The 17,757-nt window shown below is 65.4% G+C and carries 13 protein-coding genes and 1 riboswitch; of the genes, 6 read left to right on the forward strand and 7 right to left on the reverse strand.

Annotated elements, in window-relative coordinates; translation table 11 throughout:
- The first annotated feature begins 1 nt into the window (after position 1).
- The gene (locus ACLIMP_RS21160) at positions 2-730 is read left to right on the forward strand and encodes a hypothetical protein (protein WP_443478263.1); all 729 of its coding nucleotides are present in this window, start codon (positions 2-4) and stop codon (positions 728-730) included.
- Entirely contained in the window at positions 727-2,202 is a 1,476-nt protein-coding gene (locus tag ACLIMP_RS21165; protein WP_443478264.1) for a PstS family phosphate ABC transporter substrate-binding protein, read from the forward strand. Before ACLIMP_RS21160 ends, ACLIMP_RS21165 begins: the two co-directional genes overlap by 4 nt.
- Before the next feature lie 19 nt (positions 2,203-2,221).
- Here the strand turns inward: ACLIMP_RS21165 and ACLIMP_RS21170 are convergent, their stop codons facing one another.
- Positions 2,222-2,458 (reverse strand): hypothetical protein, encoded by a 237-nt coding sequence (locus ACLIMP_RS21170; protein ID WP_132469219.1) that lies wholly within the window; start codon positions 2,456-2,458, stop codon positions 2,222-2,224.
- A gap of 12 nt (positions 2,459-2,470) precedes the next feature.
- On the reverse strand, positions 2,471-4,444 hold the full coding sequence (locus ACLIMP_RS21175) for a TIR domain-containing protein (RefSeq protein ID WP_443478265.1): 1,974 nt from the start codon (positions 4,442-4,444) through the stop codon (positions 2,471-2,473).
- 148 nt (positions 4,445-4,592) lie between these two features.
- Here ACLIMP_RS21175 and ACLIMP_RS21180 point away from each other — a divergent pair, with 148 nt between their 5' ends.
- Positions 4,593-6,551, forward strand: coding sequence for a hypothetical protein (locus tag ACLIMP_RS21180; RefSeq protein ID WP_443478266.1), 1,959 nt, complete (start codon positions 4,593-4,595; stop codon positions 6,549-6,551).
- On the forward strand, positions 6,548-8,071 hold the full coding sequence (locus ACLIMP_RS21185) for a CHAT domain-containing protein (protein ID WP_443478267.1): 1,524 nt from the start codon (positions 6,548-6,550) through the stop codon (positions 8,069-8,071). Before ACLIMP_RS21180 ends, ACLIMP_RS21185 begins: the two co-directional genes overlap by 4 nt.
- A gap of 60 nt (positions 8,072-8,131) precedes the next feature.
- On the opposite strand, the gene ACLIMP_RS21190 is transcribed toward ACLIMP_RS21185, so the two are convergent.
- The 4 genes from ACLIMP_RS21190 to ACLIMP_RS21205 all read right to left on the reverse strand — a co-directional run bounded on the left by ACLIMP_RS21190 (position 8,132) and on the right by ACLIMP_RS21205 (position 14,623).
- Positions 8,132-10,885 (reverse strand): T6SS phospholipase effector Tle1-like catalytic domain-containing protein, encoded by a 2,754-nt coding sequence (locus ACLIMP_RS21190; RefSeq protein WP_443478268.1) that lies wholly within the window; start codon positions 10,883-10,885, stop codon positions 8,132-8,134.
- 215 nt (positions 10,886-11,100) lie between these two features.
- Complete coding sequence (locus ACLIMP_RS21195) at positions 11,101-11,445, reverse strand: DUF2322 family protein (RefSeq protein WP_443478269.1); 345 nt, start codon at positions 11,443-11,445, stop codon at positions 11,101-11,103.
- A 133-nt stretch (positions 11,446-11,578) separates the two neighbouring features.
- Entirely contained in the window at positions 11,579-13,621 is a 2,043-nt protein-coding gene (locus ACLIMP_RS21200; protein WP_443478270.1) for a TonB-dependent receptor, read from the reverse strand.
- A gap of 175 nt (positions 13,622-13,796) precedes the next feature.
- Positions 13,797-14,039, reverse strand: a riboswitch (cobalamin riboswitch).
- Positions 14,040-14,170: 131 nt separating this feature from the next.
- Complete coding sequence (locus ACLIMP_RS21205) at positions 14,171-14,623, reverse strand: tRNA (cytidine(34)-2'-O)-methyltransferase (protein ID WP_443478271.1); 453 nt, start codon at positions 14,621-14,623, stop codon at positions 14,171-14,173.
- 163 nt (positions 14,624-14,786) lie between these two features.
- Between ACLIMP_RS21205 and ACLIMP_RS21210 the strand changes: the two genes are divergently transcribed.
- A complete protein-coding gene (locus ACLIMP_RS21210; RefSeq protein ID WP_054436368.1) occupies positions 14,787-15,041 on the forward strand; it encodes a hypothetical protein in 255 nt (84 codons plus the stop codon).
- A 36-nt stretch (positions 15,042-15,077) separates the two neighbouring features.
- Here the strand turns inward: ACLIMP_RS21210 and ACLIMP_RS21215 are convergent, their stop codons facing one another.
- Positions 15,078-16,817, reverse strand: a complete 1,740-nt coding sequence (locus ACLIMP_RS21215; RefSeq protein ID WP_443478272.1) for a cytochrome c biogenesis protein DipZ — start codon at positions 16,815-16,817, stop codon at positions 15,078-15,080.
- Positions 16,818-16,973: 156 nt separating this feature from the next.
- Here ACLIMP_RS21215 and msrA point away from each other — a divergent pair, with 156 nt between their 5' ends.
- A complete protein-coding gene (msrA, locus tag ACLIMP_RS21220) occupies positions 16,974-17,684 on the forward strand; it encodes a peptide-methionine (S)-S-oxide reductase MsrA (RefSeq protein ID WP_443478273.1) in 711 nt (236 codons plus the stop codon).
- Positions 17,685-17,757: the final 73 nt, after the last annotated feature.

The raw sequence follows: 17,757 nt of genomic DNA on the forward strand, positions 1-17,757 counted from the left end.
GATGCGGGGGGCGTTTGCCGCTGCCCTGCTGCTCGCAGGCGCCGTCCTTCCTGCATCCGTCCAGGCGGCGGATGCGGGACGCATCCTGTTCCTGATGCGCGCGGACCCTCCGGGCGGCTCGGCCGATCCGCAAGTGAAGGCGCATCTGGAGCAGCTCGGCTACCGGGTGACCGCCAGCGAAGGCTTGCCCGCTATGCCCGATCCCTGCGGGTTCGATCTCGTGGTGATGTCGTCCACGGTGCGGTCCAACCAGTTCACCGCCGATCGCACCGTCATCACGCGGCTGCGCGACATGGGCGTACCGCTGGTGACCTGGGAGAACGACCTGCTCGACGACTTGTGGATGACCGGGCTGCGCCGCGATACCGATTTCGGCGAGCTGGAAACCGGGCACTACATCTGGCTGGTCCGCGCGCCGCATCCTCTGGCGGCAGGCGTTCCTGCCGGGCTGGGAACCTGGACCGAGGCCCGCACGCCCGCCGGTTGGGGCAAGCCGGGCCTCGGCGCCGACATCATCATGACCTGGCCGGGCGAACCGGACAAGGCGACGCTGTTCGGCTACGAGGCGGGGGTAACGATGGACCACGATCACCTCGCTCCGGCGCGGCGCGTGTTCATCGGCATGGAGAACAACAGCTTCACCCGGATGACCGATACCGGCCGCAAGTTGTTCGACGCCGCGATCGCATGGGCGGCATCGGGACGCAAAAGCTGCGGAGCCAAGAAATGAAGGCCGGGCGATATGCAGCCTTGCTGGCGGCGGCCCTCGTTCCCCTTGCCGCTTTCGCGCAGGAAGGGGCGATCCCCGAACCCAAACCTCTCGTTGCGCGGTATCGCGCCGAGGACGGGCGACTGACGATCGGCGGCGGGCCGGAGGCCGAACAGGTGGCAGGCGCGGCGGCAGGCAAGCTGACGGCCCGGATATCCGGCCCTGACGGCGCAGTGCCGCTGCTCACGCAGGGCACGGTCATGCTGGCGATCCTGCCGCGCACATTGACAGCCATGGAAAGCGCCGCGGTACGGCGTTTCTCCGGCGGAGTGCCGTTCACGCTGCCGCTGATGCAGGGGCTTTACGCCCATCTTCGCCGCGACGCGGCGGGCACGGTCGACGCACGCGCCCTGCCGATCGCGGCGTCCCTGCTCGCGCCCGGCGGCCAGACGGCACTGACCCGCTCTCTGCCCGCCTACAAGCCGCTCTCTCCTGAAAAGCTGGACGAGGCCCTGCAAGCTCTTTCCGCCCTTCCCGGCGCGACTTACGCAGAGGCCGGTTCTGGATATAGGGCCAAGGACGGCACCCTCGCGATCGTCGGCAGTGACACGCTTACCGAACTGCTACCGGACATCCTGCAGGCCTATGCCCGCCGCGCGCCGGACGTTCGGTTCACGACCGACTTGCGCGGCTCCTCCACGGCGATGCCCGCGCTTTCGGCGGGAACATCGCTGATCGCGCCGATGGGGCGGGAGGCATGGCAGAACGATATCGATGCATTCCGGCAGGTAAAAGGCTACGCCCCCACCCGCATCCGCATCGCTTACGCCAGCCATGGCCCCCGGCCCGACGGCAAGACCCCGCCCGCGATCTACGTCAATGCGAGCAATCCTGTTTCCGGTCTGACCATGGAGCAGGTCCGCCGCATCTTCGCGGCGGGTGCCGATGGCGGGGACATCGCGGACTGGGGACAGTTGCAAGCCGCCCCGCATTCGGACCGGCCCGCTCCGATCCACGTCTACGGCGCCCGCGATGACGGCGGCTTCGGCACCGCGATGCGCCTCTCAAAGCTGGACGGCCTGCCCTTCAGCGCCCGCTATCGCAGCATGGCGAGCGGCAAGGCGATCCTCGCCGCCGTTGCCGCAGACCCGCTTGCCATCGGCTATGCAACGTGGATGGATGCGGGAGATGCGCCTGCGGGCGTGCGCGTGCTTCCCTTGTCGAAACGGCAGGGCAGCCCTTACGTTCTTCCCGCAGCCGATGGCCACCGGGGCGAATGGCCGATCTCCTACTTCTTCAACGTCTACGTCGACGCCCGGCCCGAACCGGGGTCAGGCAGCCGCACGGCGCCCGAAGCCACGGCGCTGCTGCGCTTTCTGCTTTCGGACCAGGGCCAGTCCATCATCGCCCGGCACAGCAGGGAGGAAAACGGCTATCTCCCGCTGGACTCTGCCGACCTTGCGGAAGAACGCGCCAAAGTCGAAGCTCTCTGACGAAAGAGCCGGCAGCCGCTCAGGGCCTGCGTCCCGTGTCGTTGCCACGCTCGTTATCCGGCACGGCATCGTCGACCATCGCTCCTGCATCGTCTGCGGTCGGCTCGCCGGTCGGCAGCGGCGCGAAAGTCGCCGTGGGCTGCGAGGTCGGGGTTTCGGTATGATCGGGCACCACCGTCGTATCCGGCGAGGGGCTGCAAGCGGCGAGCGCGAGCACGGCCGTTCCCATCAATGCGGCTATCCAGGTCCTTGTCATGGCATCTCCCCTTCAAACGACTCGATCATGGTCGATTCCTATCTGATGCAAGACTGTCTGAAAGCGGGGTTCCTGTCTAATCGGGTCCAGCAGCGGATCGGTATTGGCAAGCACGAGGCCCGCGTCTCCGATAGCGAGGCCGCGTTCCAGCGCCGCGAGCGCATCGTCCTTGCGGCCCCATTGCGCGAAGACCAGCGCCTGCTGGTAAAGGCAATTATCCCCGTATTCCCGTTCCATTTCCGCCAGATGGCGTTGTCCGGCGGCTTCGCCTGATAGGCGCGCGTCGGCAATCGCCAGCCCGCGAATGCGGGACAACGGGCTGGTTTCCGCTTCGAAATAGCCGCGTGCCGCCCCATAATCGCCCTGCACCAGGGCAATATCGCCAAGGATGCGATGGACGTTGTTGACCTTGGGATTGAGCGAGAGCGCACCGCGAACGGCCTGCTGCGCGGCGTCGTAAGCGCGTGCACAGAACTCGGCGATAGCCTCGGTCCGCAGCACCGAGGCATTGAGCGGGTCCAGCCGCAGCGCCCGGGCCACGGCCTTGCGGGCATCGGCAAAGGACCCGGTGAAAGCGGCATAAAGCGCGAAACTGCCCAGGATGGCGGCATTGCCATAGCCCAGCTCGAAGCTCTTCTCATAAGGCTGCCGCGCCCCCGCAAGATCGAGCCGCCCGTTGGAGAGCACGAAGCCCAGTGCGGAATGGCCCTCCGCCAGTCCGGGCGCCAGTTCGATCGCCTTGCGGGCCGCCGCGATAGCCTTGTCGAAGTACCCGGCCAGTTCCTTGCCGCTTGCATAGCTGCTGCCGATCACCGTCAGCGCGCGGGACCGCGCCGCTTGCGCTGCGGCATAGCCCGGATCGAGGGATAACGCCCGGTCGAACGCCGCCAGCGCCCCCCGGTCGGAGGGTTCGTCCGCCGCCAGATTGTAAAGCGCCATGCCGTGCAGATAGCTGTCGAACGCGGCGACGCTGGACGTGCCTCCGATCCTCTGCTTGCCGCTCGCCCCGTCTCCGCTGCCGCCGAGCGAGACGATCAGGGAATCGACGACATTGGCCGCAATCTCGTTCTGCACGTCGAGCACGTTGGCCAGCTTGCGATCGAAAGTCTCCGACCAGGACTGGAATCCCGTCGCCCCGTTGACCAGCCGCGCGGTCACCCGCAGGCTTTCCCCGGCCCGGCGCACGCTCCCCTCCAGCACGAAAGCCACGCCCAGCGCACGCGCGATCTGGGCAATCGTTCGGGCGCCGGTGCGAAAGGCGTCGGACGATGTCAACGCGGCAACGGAAAGCCGCGGATTGAGGCTGAGCGCGGCGCGCAGTTCTTCCGAGAGGCCGTCGGAGAAATAGGTCTGCTCGGGATCGTCGCTGAGGTTTTCGAACGGCAGGACGGCAATGCTGTTGCCATCCGCCTTAGGCGACAGCACGCCAAGCCGCCATGCCGCAAGCCCGCCGCCCAGCACCGCGATGCAGGCCCCGCCCGCGATCAATGCCCGCCGCCGTGACAGCTTCGTCCCGCCCTCTCGCGCGGCCGGAACGGGCCGCTCGACGCTGAGAGAGTTTCCGGGGTCCGCCGCAACCGCCTCGATCGCGCGCAGCAGCTCCCGGAATGCCGGGGATGCCGTCCGCTTTCCCCAATTGCCGAGATCGATGTACTGCACCTGCCGAAAGCCCAGCGGCGGTTCGGCGCCGTCCAGCGTGACAGAGACCATGCGGCCACGATCCCGGCCGCGCGTGGCTTCATCGCGAACCCAATGGGACTGGATGGAGCGGGCCGTCCACACCACCACGACCACGTCGGCACTTTCCAGCGCGCTTTCGGTGGTGTGGGCAAAGCGTTGCCCGCCCGCCAGCAAACCGTCCCACCACACGAACAGGCCGCGCTTTTCCAGCGCAGCAATGATCGGCAACACGCGATCGCGATCATCGCGCGAGTAGCTGAGGAATATCGTCCGGCCAACTATTTCATCGGGCGAGGAATTTTCCATGCTTCCCCCGAATTTGAGCAGAACGCCGCCCTTATCGTCTTAGACGTTAGGATAGCTTGACTGTTAACATGAACACGCGGAACTTTGCACTACCGTCACCGGCGGCAATTCGGGATATGTTTCCATGCAATCCGGGGGATGCCGCCAGATGGTTCAAGTTCCGCCGCTGCCTGCCCTTCGCCTGACCCTGGGCGTTACCGGCCACCGGGAAGACAACCCCTCCTTCGCCGCCCACCGCCACGCCGTTGCCGCCGTGCTTGCCGAGATTTGCGATACGATCCAGTCCGGCCTCGCGGGTGAAGCGTTGGCGCTGGGGCCGATCGAACCGGTGCGCCTCTACGGCCTGCTGGCTGACGGAACCGACCAGATGGTCGCCGCGATGGCACTGGCGCTCGGCTGGGAAGTGATCGCCCCATTGCCGTTCGGCCGGGCGCTCTACCGGGCCGTGGCCAGCCACACAGCCACCGGGGCTGACGCGCGCGCCTTGCTTGAAGGGCGTCCTCCCGCCGATCCGCAAGTGCTGGAACGCGCGCTCGCGCTGGATCGAATTTTCGAGACGGTCCGGCTGTTCGAACTGGCCGAACGTGACAGCGAAGTGTCGAACGCTCTTCTCGCCATGCTGGACGATCCCGGCTGTGCCGCCAAGACCCAGACCTTCTCCGCCTGCTGTTCGGAGCGGGTGGCGCTGGCGGGGCGGGTGATGATCGAACAGGCGGACATCGTGATCGCGGTGTGGGACGGCGCGACCCGGAGCCTTGTAGGCGGTACCGGGCATACCATCGCAAGGACGCTCCAACAGAACGGCGCCGTGATCTGCATCGATCCCGCCGCGCCTTCGGACTGGCGGATCATGCAGTCTCCCGAAGCGCTCGTCACGCGTCCTCCGGCGGAAGGCCGCGACGCCGTGCTGCGCCGGCTCATCCGATCCGCCTTGCGCCCGGAAAGCGATGCCCAGCTTCCGGCAGGCGCCGCCAGCCTCGGGGACGAGGCCTGGCCCTCCCGCAGTCACCCGCTTTCAGGCGGATACCGCCGGATCGAGGCGATGTTTTCCGGCGACGGCAGGCCGTTCCGCCCGCTGGCCCTGCGCTATGAACCGCCCGAGGCCTTCGCCAGCGGCAGCGGCGCGCCGCTCCTGGCCGACATACGTGCCCTTCCAGGACTGGACGGCGACTTTGCCGACACCGTGGAGCGATCCCTGCTACGCCGCTTCGCCTGGGCGGACGGGATATCGACGCACCTGTCCGATGCCTATCGCGGCGGCATGGTGGCGAACTTCGTGCTTTCCTCGCTCGCGATCGCCGCCGGCATCGCCTATCAGCCTCTCGGCGCGCAGAAGTGGTTCTTCGCCGGGATCGAATTCCTGCTGCTGATCGCCATCATCCTGATTACCTGGCAGGGCGTGCGGCGGCGCTGGCACAGCCGCTGGTTCACCACTCGCCGGGTCGCCGAATACCTGCGCCACGCCCCGATCCTGCTCGCCCTTGGCGTGGCGCGCCCGCCGGGCCGCTGGCCCCAGGGGATCTACACCAGTTGGCCGGAATACTATGCACGTGCCGCCTTGCGCGAGGTCGGCCTGCCCGCCGCACCGATGACGCACGAATACCTGCGCACCGCGATGACGCGCCTGCTCAGCCCCCACGTCGCCGAGCAGCGGGACTATCACATCGGCAAGGCACGGAGGTTGCAGCATGTCCATCACAGCCTCGACCGTATTTCCGAGACGCTGTTCATTCTCGCAGTGGTTTCCGTATCAATCTACCTGCTGATCGAAATCGCCGCGGCCACGGGCCTGCTTGCCGAGGGGTTCCCGCACGCCGCATCGAAGGTCTTCACTTTCCTCGGCGTATGCTTCCCCACCTTCGGCGCGGCCATCGCGGGTATCCGCTACTTCGGCGATTTCGAGCGCTTTTCCGCAATCTCCCGGATCACCGCCGAACGCCTCGACGGGCTGGACCGCCGTATCGAAATTCTCGCCGCCGACGATGAGCCGCGGATCGACTATGCCGTGGTGGCGCAGCTTGCGCATGACATGGATTCCATCGTCGTGTCCGAGATCGAAAGCTGGCAGGCGGTCTTCGCCGGAAAGCAGATCACGGTTCCGGTATGAAGCGACCGCGCCAGATCCCGGTCGCCGTCCTCGCCCTGTCTGCGCTGGTTCTTTCCGGCTGCAACGCCGAGCCGCGAAAGCCGCCTGCCGACCGCGCGGCAAGCAGCGAGAGCAAGGCCGCTTCCCCCGCCCCGCCAGCTTCTGCCGCGCCGCCCCCCGCACCGATTCCTGCGGAGCTTACCCCCGGGGATCGCGCGCTGCTTCTGGAAGCCATCGCGGGCTCCGAACTGTTCGCCAGGGTCCTGCGCAACAAGGAGCGCACCGGAAAAGTCGTGGCGCCTGGAAAGGAGCGCGATCTGGCCAAGGCCGAACGCGACCTTGCCACCATTCGCGAACGGCTGGCAGCACTTTCCGGCGATGGCATGCCGACCTTCGCGCTGATCCACACCTTGCGCGGCGGCGCGGCGATGAACGCCTGGCTCATCGGCCCCGACGGGGGCGTGGCGCACGGGTTCTACGATCGGGACTACACCGGACTGTCGCTGATGGTTGACGGACTGGGCGTGCGCCGTCTCGCCGCCACGCGCGGCAACCGGCCCAAAGGCACGCCGCCCCCGCCGCCCGATGTCGAACGCGGCAACCTGATCCGGGACCGCTCCCCCGAGGTCGTGCAACTGCGCGGAGAAACACTGGAGCGCACCCGCGAAATGCTGCTGCCCGGCGCGGTGGGCGATGCGCTGGGAACGCGGAGCGGCCGGCTTCTCGTGATCCCGGCGATGGACACGGGAACCGCCCCCTATGCCGCGCTGCCGCTTCGCAATGGCACGGCAGTGTCGCACTGGTCTTTCGTGATCCTTCCCGATGTCGACACGCTGACAGGCGCCGATCCCACGTTCGACTATCGCGCGCTCGACATCGGCAAGGCCATTGTCGTGGGCAACCCGGACTTGTCGAGCGACAGGAAGTTCGATTGGGCGCCGCTTCCCGGCGCACAGCGAGAGGCTGTCATGGTCTCCAGGGAACTGGACGATCCCGCCACGGTGCTGATGACGGGAACACAGGCCACGCGCGGCAACCTGACACGGGCCATCGCAGCACGGCCGGACGCCGGACTGGTCTATCTGGCGACACACGCGGTGTCCGACCCCAGGAACCCTCTTACCCGCGGGTTCATCGCCATGTCGGGCAAGGAAGGGCACTATTATGCCGGAGATATCCGGCAGGCCCGTTTCCCGGACTGGAAGCGGCACCACCCGCTGGTCGTCATCAGCGCCTGCCAGACCGCGCTGGGCCGCGTGTTCGACGGCGGCGGCTTCGGCGTTGCCCGCAGCTGGACTACAGCAGGCGCGGGACAGGTCGTGGCCAGCCTCTGGAATGTGAGCGATCAGGCCACCGCAATCCTGATGACCCGGTTCGTCGAGCGGCTGAAGGCCGGGGACGTACCGGAAATCGCCATGCAGAAGGCTCAGTTCGCCACGATGAATGCCCGAAACGCAAAAGGCGAAAGACCCTATGCCAACGATCCGAAGATGTGGGCCAGCTTCATGATCTTCGGAAAGCCCTCGGCACCGCTGCGGTAGAGGCCGCCTTCACGATCTGGGCCACATTTCGCCTCTCCAGCCGGGGATGACATTCTGGCGCTAGCCGGGGTCGCCTGTAGCGGTGGGCCTCAGGTCGATGCCTTTACGTCTCAGGCATTCGGATATCTTCGCGAAATCTCCGAGTGCCGCCTCGCACTGGCGGGCGGTCTGCTCGAAGTCCGGCCCTTTCCACAGCGTGGCCCCTGCCGAGGGCGAATTGTCGAAGGTACGCTTGTTGTTGGCATAGAAGTAGGTCGCGCCTCCCGTGCCTTCCGGCAGCGCGGCGTCGTTGAGGAATATCCAGGCCGTTCCGCTCATGGTGGGAACGAAGGAACCCATCCAGCGGATTGCGGGCGGTTTGCGCTGGCCCTTATCGCTCTCGTCTGCTTCCTTGATGACCGGCGCTACAGGCGTCAGCCGCTGGATCATGATCGTGCGGCGATAGCCACTGGGCGACAGGTCAGGTTTCGAGTCTCGAATCTCGACCAGCGGCTCAAGCCAGCGCGCGAGGACCACGCGCCGCAGCGGCGCCCCGCCCGCCATCACGACATTCGCAGGAAACGGAAAATCGAAAGTGTTGCGCCCTGCCGCAGCCACAGGGTGAGTCTTGTCCCGCCACGGATCGCCCCGTTCGGGCCAGGTCAGGATGACATAATAGCGCTGCCCTTTGATGACGGTGCCGTGCGCCGCCACTGCCGCCTTGCTTTGTATCGCGGGCGATGCTTGCCCCCGCCCGGCTGCAAGCGGCGCGAACGGCAGGCAGGGGTTTTTGGGATCGAGTGCCAGCGGCGCGGATCGCGTTTTGAGTACGGCTTTTGGGGTATCGTTTTCGGCGGATTCCTTGCAGAAGGCCACGCCGCGTTCCAGCCCGATCAGGCTCGTCTGCGTCCAGAGTACGAGAACGAGCCAGGGTACGCACAGGAGGATCGAAACACCGAACAGGAACGGCAGGACCCGCCATTTCCAGAACTGCATCACCGCCTGATAGCCGAGGCTGTTGCGAAGCGCGCGCAGGGCGGTGGGCTCGAACCGTTCGAGTGTCTGCCCGGCCAGCGCGTCCCACCAGGCAATGCGGACACGGTCCCTGAGGTCGGCCTCCAGCGCCCGCATCGCATTGGCTATCAGCCCGATGAGCCCCAGGATCACAAGGCTCAAGGCCCAGTTGGCGGTCCAGGGATCGTACCATGCCAGGAGCCAGGAAGGCACGAACTTGCGCCCCAGCACGAAAATGTCACTCAGCACCCATCGCGAATCCATTCCCGGCGTGAAGCCCGACCCGTCCCCCCAGAACGGAGCGAGCGCCAGGAACGCGGTCAGCAGGACAACGGCGAAATAGCAGGTCCGCCGCAGCCAGACATTGTCCCAGGCATTTTCCTGGATTTCGCCTCGCCCCTTTGCCCGGTCCCGCTCCTGCAAAGTGCGGCTCGCGGCGGCCAGCGCGGACTTGTCCGCAGGGGCATAGGGGGGCTCGACCTCGAACTTGCGAGGCAGCACGATCGGCGCATAGTTGTCGTTGCCGAGACAGATCCGCTCGATCACGCTGCGATGGACATGGCACGCCGTCAACAGGCCCTGCGGGCGATGGCGCTTTTCCCCGATGATCGGATCGCGCAGGACCCGCGTCTGGTTCATGCCAACGGTATCGGCAATGCTGCGATGAAGCATGGCTGCGATCTTGCGCGGCTGGTAGCGATAGTATCCGGCAAGCCCGCTTCGGGAATCGTGCATCGGCCCCAGCGGGTTCGCAAAGGCGCGGATGCGGGCTTCCTCGCTCTGGATCAGCGCCAGCCGGTCAGGCCCGAGGGCGTTGATCTCGTCGATCATCCACTTGAGCGACACATAGGCGAGGCTGTCATCGGGATAACCTCCTCCCACGTCCGAATGCATGCCGGCGAACCATACCTGCTTCAACCGCGAACCGGCCCGCAGACGCTCCGCCGCATTCCAGTCCCTGCACTCCTTATTGATGCCGGCATGCGCCCGCTGATCGGCGATTTCATCCCAGAGCAGCGGCCAGAAGCTGTCCCGCTCATCATCGAGCGCCAGCGCATGCCGTGCCACCTTGACCCGGCGATGCAACTCGTAATCGGTCATGGTGAGCGGCCAGACGTACTGATCGATACCGCGCGTGATCTCCACGATGGGCCCGCCATAGGCGGCCACGGTATCCCATACGCCCACGAACTCGATGTCCGGGAAACTCTCCGCCTCACGGTTGAAAGCCTGCCCCCGCAACCGGCGCCAGCCTTGTATGATCCTGTCCCTGAACCAGCGGACGGTCTGGAAAAGCCAGGGGAACAGGTCCGGCGCATTCTCGCCCAGGAAGCGCCGCACCGCATCGGCGCAATTGCGCTTCAGTTCGCGCTCGTCCTCATAAGGAACGATGCCCTGCGTGCAGATGAGCGCCACGAGAAGCCGGATCGTGAACGCGCCCCGGCTGAACCCAAAGGCATAGATCGTGTCGCCCTTGTCCGTTCCGGGATACTGGCCATTGTAGTTGCGGCAGACATATTCGTAGAGCCGCAGAAGATTGCGCTTCAGCCCGAAGCCGAAAATGCCGCCCAGAACCGCCAGGAAACGAAAACTCGAAGTACCTACGCCATTGTCGTAATAGGCAATCTGATCGGGGCCGCCGGGCCTCGATCCCAGATCGAGCGCATCATAGAGGCGATAGACGTTGGTGCGGAACAACGCGCGGCTGCTGTTGCCCGTGCCGTCCGAGAACACGACGATCCGCTTGGGCTCGGCAAGCGGCGCAGCCGCATCGGCACGCCGTTCCGGCGCGATTTCTTCTCCGGTAGGTGCGCTGGACACATTCCTGCCCCCCGATCGCTGTCATGAAATGACAATCTGCAAAGCCCCCGCTTCGCACACGACAATGAGTGACATTTCCAACGCGGGCAGACAACAGTAAACGCGCGATCGAATGGGAACTATACTTAAGATCCCATCCGTATGATTAACAATTCTTACTGAATAATTTGCACACAAAGGGAAACGTCAGGTCCAACCCCCGCCCGTACCTGCGATCAATGCCCGGCCGGAATGACCTCGATGCCCAGCCGGCCGCCGCGTGCGGCGATATCCAGCAGAAGGTCGACATTCGGATGTGCACCGGGACGCTCGCGTGCATCCGCGGTATGTTCGGCGAACACCACAAGGCCATGCTCGGCAGCAGCCGCATCCAGATGGTCGAACCGCTGCTTCAGGTAGTTGTAGACGGCGAGCGAACCCTGCTTGCCCGGCTGGTTCGATATGGAGGCCACCACGTTCCCCGCATCATCGACGAGGTCGATGCGTTCCAGGCCGTCTATCGGCGGCAATAGCTGAAGATTGTCCTTGAACGTCGCGCCCGGTTCGATTGCCGCCAGCATGTCTCTTGTTCCTGATTCACTGCACTCGCGGCGCTCTTACACCTTCTTCGAATGACCGCAATCGGTCCCGGAAGCACCACCTAGAACCACCAAGCAGTGCCGCGGCGCATGAGGGCCGCGGCACGCCCTGTCCTCAGAAGGTGTACCGCGCGCCGATCTTGACGGTGCGCGGCTCTATCACCCTGCTCAAGCGCCCGTCGACGGGACCTGCCGCATCGTAAGCCGGAATGTAGGATTCGTAATAATAGGCAATGTCCTTGTCGCGACTGTCGAGGATGTTGAGCACTTCGCCATATATCTCGATCCGGCCTCCCTTCCAGGCGGCACGGGCATTGACTACGGTGCTGCCGCTGTCCCGCACGCTGTTGTCCTCGACCAGAGGGTAAGGGCCGAGATGGCGAATGCGGATGCTCGTCTCCCACGGGTCCAGCACGATGGATGCCCCCGCTGACACTGCATTCTCGAAGGCGTTGGGAATGCGGTCGCCATTGTCGTATCGCGAACGGCTGGCGGTATAGTTGCCATCAAGCGCAAGCCAGGGCAGCGGCCGCCAGAAAGCGACAAGTTCGTAGCCATGACGCTTGCTGGCGCCGGTCGGCTCGACCGCGTTGGAATCACCGACGAAACGCAGTTCGCTTCCAACGTCGAGCCACCAGTAGGTTCCTGTCAGCGAGAAACCGTCTGTCTGGAAACGGGCGCACAGCTCCTTGCCGGTGCCGCGCACCAGAACAGGCACCGGCGTTTCGGCATTCACCGCCCCTCGCACATCGTTGGAGTGGAATCCGCGCCCCCAGTTGGCATAGAGTTCGAACTGCCGGGTAACTTCATAGGCCGCCGAGAACTTGGGCGAAACGATCGAATCGTGCCCGCTTCCCTCACCAAGCTCTTCCGCCGCTGCGTTTCTGGCGCGCACGGAATAGTGATAGTAGTCGCCCCGCAGACCGCCCGTCAGGCGCAGGCCCGCCAACGGCTGCCAGGTTGCCTCGCCATGGATCGCACCGGAAAGTTCCTCGACGTGATAACGGCCCAGCGAGTACAGGAATTCGCGACTTTCCGTGCGATTCACGCCAACGCTGCCGATATGGTCGAAGCGGTTCTCGGTGCCGATGGAGAGTTCCAGTTCCGGCGCCGGATTCCAGTGCTTGCGTGCCGTGAGGCCGGTAACCCAGCGCTTGTCGAACTGGTCGATCTGGGCGCTGGTCCCGTCGGGATCGACATAAGTCGGGTTTGAATACATGTTCCAGTCGTAATACTGGGCGTAGACGTTGGCGCTCCAACTCGCCTGCGTGATCCCCACATTGCCGACGAACCGCGTGGTCCGGCCGCGCGCCGTCGGGTCGGGCGAACAGAACACGTCGGCGCATATGTCGGAACCGACGATCCGCTCGGGAATCTGCTCGGTTGGACGCCATGTCGCGTGGTAGGCATGAAGCGAAGCCTGGAGCGCACCTTCGCCCAGCGGCATGCTGTACTTCGCAAAGCCCGCATAATGGCGCAGGTGCTCCTCCTGCTGCCACGGCCCGTCATAGCGCTTCGCCTGCCCCACCACCGTAAGATCGCCGGAACCAAGCCTTTTGATCGTGCCGCCCGCTGCAAGACGGCCGGTGCTGTACGAGCCCCCCTCAAGCGAAACCCACGGGCGGTCGAAGCCGGCGATCGTCGTCATGTAGGCCGTGCCCGCCAAGGCGAAATCGCCGCCGTCCGCGCGATAAGGCCCTTTGCGGAAGTCTTCACGCGCAACGATCTCCGGGATCAAACCGTTGAGATCGAGATACCCCTGCCCATGACCATGGGTCCGCAGGTTCATCTGCACGCCGTCGATATAGGTCGTGAAATCGCTACCATGATCGAGGTTGAACCCGCGCAGGAAATACTGGTTCGCCTTGCCGCTGCCCGAATGCTGGGCGGCGACCATGCCGGGAATAGCCTCGAGAAGTTCGGCCACGCGCAGCAGCGGACGGACCAGCAGGTCGGAGCCTGCCACGCTGCCTTCGCTGGCGGCATGGGCTTCGCCGATCTTGGTCTCTCCCCGGCCGAAAACCAGGATTTCGCTGTTGCCGCCATCCGAAGCCGACCCGTCCGAAGCCACTTCGCCGGCAAGAGCCGGAACGGAGGCAAGCGCGACGATCCCGCCCATGGCGAGGCGGGCGAATGCCGCCTTTGTGTTGATTTGCATTACAATTCCCCCGGCGCCTGCGACTGGGAGTGGAAGCGTGCCGTCCAAGACGGTCGGCACGCGCCATCGGCCGGACGCCCGAGGCGACCGCGACACGAACCGATGCGGCTTCCACCGCTCGTTCGTCGCTCAGACGGAAAAATTACCGGGCCTCGGCCATCCCCTGGACCAAAGCGAGAGCGACCAGACGCCGGCAGGTCTCCTGGCTTGCGGGTCATCGCTTGATGCACGGCCTTCCCAGGCCTCGCAGGATTTAGCGTCCGGCCCAGTGGCTGCGGCCAGGCTCCTTGGCCTGCCGCGATATGCATCGCGCTCACCGCTTACAGTTGCAGGGACAGCCTCGGATTCGAAGGCCGAAGCCCTCTCACCGCGTTCCCTATTAAGCCTCTTTCGAGGCACCGGCGCGATCTTGCCCGCCGCCTTCGAAAGAAGGAAACGGTTGCAGTCCGCTAACCCACGCAAGAAATGTGTTCAAGAGTGTATGGCAGGTGAGGTATTGTTACGGCGATGCTTTCGCCCGCCGCGCCGGGAAAGCGGGCCGGGTAGCCGTCACCCCGGCAAAGTCGCGGTCTGGCGAAGGGCTTCGCCAAGCGCGAGCGCGGCCGACGTGGCGAGATTCAGCGAGCGCACCTCCGGCCGCAGCGGTATGCGCACGCGCGCATCACAGACATCCGCCACTGAGGGGGGCACCCCTGCGCTCTCCTTTCCGAAGAGCAGGACATCGTCTACCCTGAATCCGAATTCATAAGCCGAATGGCTGCTCCTGGTCGTGAACAGCACCAGTCTGCTCGGCCCGATATCGGCCCTGAAGGCATCGAAGCTGGCGTGTCGTGTAATCGTGACATGGTCGATATAGTCCATGGCAGCCCGCCTTACGCGCCGATCGTCCCATACGAAGCCCATCGGCTCGATAATATCCACGCTCGCGCCCAGGCACGCGCCAAGCCTCAGCACGGCGCCGACGTTTCCGGCAATCTCGGGTTCGAATAGAGCAATACGCATCCGGACCGATTGGCGGCAAGACAGCGGCCATGCAAGCCCTTCGGCAGTTCCCGGATAACGAGGCGGGGCGGCGCCCTTTCCGGCCTGTGCCGCAAGTGGCGGATATTGCGGGAATAAAGCCGTTGTGCAACCTAGGGCATCCGAAACCTTGAAGGACCGAGGGATGCCCACGATACAGGACAAGCGACACGACTTCCTCTGGCTCGTCCAGCTCTGGATGCAGCGCGAACGGGATATCGCCGGATGGACGGCAACCTGCGGCGATGCGGTTGCCGCCAGCTATCGTATCCCCGCATCGATGACCGCGCGCGACGCCGCGCACGATTTCCTGTCCTTCAACAGCGCTTCGTTCCGTGGCGGCGTGGAGAACGAATGTCCCGCCTGGATGAACGCGCTGGAAGATCCTTCCTACGGCTGAGCCCCGCATGACGGGCCGAAACGGCGCGCCGCCTCCTCAGCCGAACGTGAAGGCGAAGGCCTGCACGCCCGGATCGAGGAACTCGATGGTGAAGGTCCGGTCGGTCACGGTGCCCTGCTGGCGAACCAGTTGATAGAGCCGCTGCGTGGTCACGGTGCCTTGCCCGGCCGCGTCCGCGTCCATGCCGTGATCGCCGCCCGGAGCCTTGCCGTCCACGGTGACGCGGAAGCGGACCGGGCGTCCTTGCGGCCCCGGCCCCAGCACGAGATGAAGATCGCGGGCATGGAAGCGGAAAGCGATACGCCCGCCCGCCGCATCCAGCGAGACGAACTCCGGCCCGGCGGTCCACGATCCCGCAATTCCCCAGTCATTGCGGCCGGGCAACTGCCCCAGCACATAGCTGTGGGGCCGGTCCGGCACATAACCGCCCGCCGAAGCGAAACGTTCGCCTCGTGAATAGCCCAGATAGGTTTCGGGCGAGCGATTGGTGGCCTTCTGCGGCGCCTCGCCCACGCCGGAGCCCTTGACCGCCACGACCTCCAGGCTGGGCGGGGCATTGCCGTTCTCGGCCAGCAGGCGCTGGATGACTCTTTCGGATTCCGCGTAATCCCCCTCGCCGAAATGATGATAGCGGATCCGTCCCTTGCCATCGATGAAGTAATGCGCGGGCCAATAGAGGTTCTGGAAGGCGCGCCAGATCGCGCGATCGTTATCGAGCGCCACTGGATAGGAAATGCCGAGATCGCGTATCGCGCGGCTCACGTTCGCCGGGTTCTTCTCGAAGGCGAATTCGGGCGCGTGAACGCCGATGACGACGAGCCCCTGATCCTTGTACTTTTCCGCCCATGCACGGACATAGGGAAGCGAGCGCAGGCAGTTGATGCAGCTGTAGGTCCAGAAATCGACGAGGACCACTTTCCCACGCAGCGCCTCGGCGGTGAGCGGCGGCGAATTCATCCATTCGCTCGCCCCTGCCAAAGACGGAAACGCGCCTTCGTCTCCCAGTTCGGCCCGGCCGGCGCGCATGGCCGAAGCGGCAGGCGTACCGGGGCGGAACTTGGCGAGCAGCCTCTCTTCGACTTGCGCCGTGCCCGAAAGCGAAAGGCGGGTGAGAAGGCCGGTATCCAGCCCCAGCGCGATCGTGGCCACCCCGGCGAGCACCGCCACGCCCAGCACGCGGCGAACACCGTTACCAAGGCCGATGGATCGCTTCATCGCCGCAAACACCTTCCCGCCCACCAGCAGCGCCAGCGCCAGCGAAGTTGCCGCGCCCAGCGCATAGGCGAGCAGCAACAGGGAGGTATGCGTACTGGCGCCGTTCAGCGCCGCTCCTGTCAGGACAAGTCCGAGCACCGGTCCCGCGCAAGGCGCCCAGAGCAGCCCGGTGGCAACCCCGAGCAGGAGCGACGCGGAGAACGTGGCGGAGGAGCCGCCCACGTCTCCTTCCGCCGAACGGGACAGCCGCGCGCCCATCGCCACCAGCGGCCGGGTCGCGCGATCGGCCAGCGACGGGAAAAGCAGCAGCAGGCCGAACAGCGCAAGCACCGCCAGAGCCACGATCCGCCCCAGGCCGTTGGCCTGAACCGCCCAGCCCCCGCCCACGGCCGCCAGTGTGGCAACGCCCGCGAATGTCACCGCCATGCCGATCAGCATGGGCAATCCGCTGCGCAGGAACGGCTGATCGGCCCGCGCGAAGACGAAGGGCAGAACCGGCAGGATGCAGGGGCTGATGATGGTCAGCACACCGCCCAGATAGGAAAGGACAAAGAGGATCATCGGCTGTTTCCTCCAACATGAAGCCTGCCGATCAGGCGCATCGGCGCATGAACCTGCGCTGTCCGCGATCGCATCGGAAACTATATTTTCGCGCCTGCATCTTTCCGGCTTTCCGGGACGTATCTTCCGGTACTCGAACTTTGCCGGGAGGACGAAATGAAGGCTTTTCCTTGCAGGCGACCGCTCCTCGTATTCATTGCCTGCGGCCTCGCCGTCGCGGCGCCCATTCTGGAGAGCCGCTCCACTGCGGCCCCGCAGCGCGCAGCCGTGCAGGTTCCCGCCCCTCTCCACGACAGTCCCAACCCCGCCAGGAGCGAAACCGCCGTTATTGCCGGTGGATGCTTCTGGGGAATCCAGGGTGTGTACCAGCACGTCAAGGGCGTGCGCAGCGCCGTGTCGGGCTACTCGGGCGGCGACCGCACGAACGCAAGCTACGCTGCCGTCGCAAGCGGGCGGACCGGACATGCCGAAGCGGTGCGGATCACTTTCGATCCGGCACAGGTCAGCTACGGAAAGCTGCTGCAGATCTTCTTCACCGTGGCCGCCGACCCGACCACGCGCGATTTTCAGGGACCGGACCACGGCACGCAGTATCGAACCGCCATTTTCCCGCAGTCCCCCCGGCAGCAGGAGATCGCCCGGCGCTATATCGACCAGCTTGCGGCCGCCGGCGTCTGGAAGCGGCCGATCGTCACGCGCATCGAACCGTTCAAGGGCTTCTACCCCGCCGAAGCCTATCATCAGGATTTCCTGACGCTCCACCCCGATTCCGCCTATATCCGCGCGAACGACCAGCCCAAGATCGCCGCGCTCAAAAGGGCCTTCCCCGCGCTCTATCGCAGCACGCCCGTCCTTGTCCGGCCGTGAGCCGGCAGGCGGCGAGCGACAATCGTTGATCTCCTCGCGGCGAACGGGCAGGATCGCCGCATCGGAGAAGCTG

Origin of the sequence: Novosphingobium aeonii, assembly GCF_052279045.1 — a bacterium.
In the GTDB taxonomy this organism is placed as follows: domain Bacteria; phylum Pseudomonadota; class Alphaproteobacteria; order Sphingomonadales; family Sphingomonadaceae; genus Novosphingobium.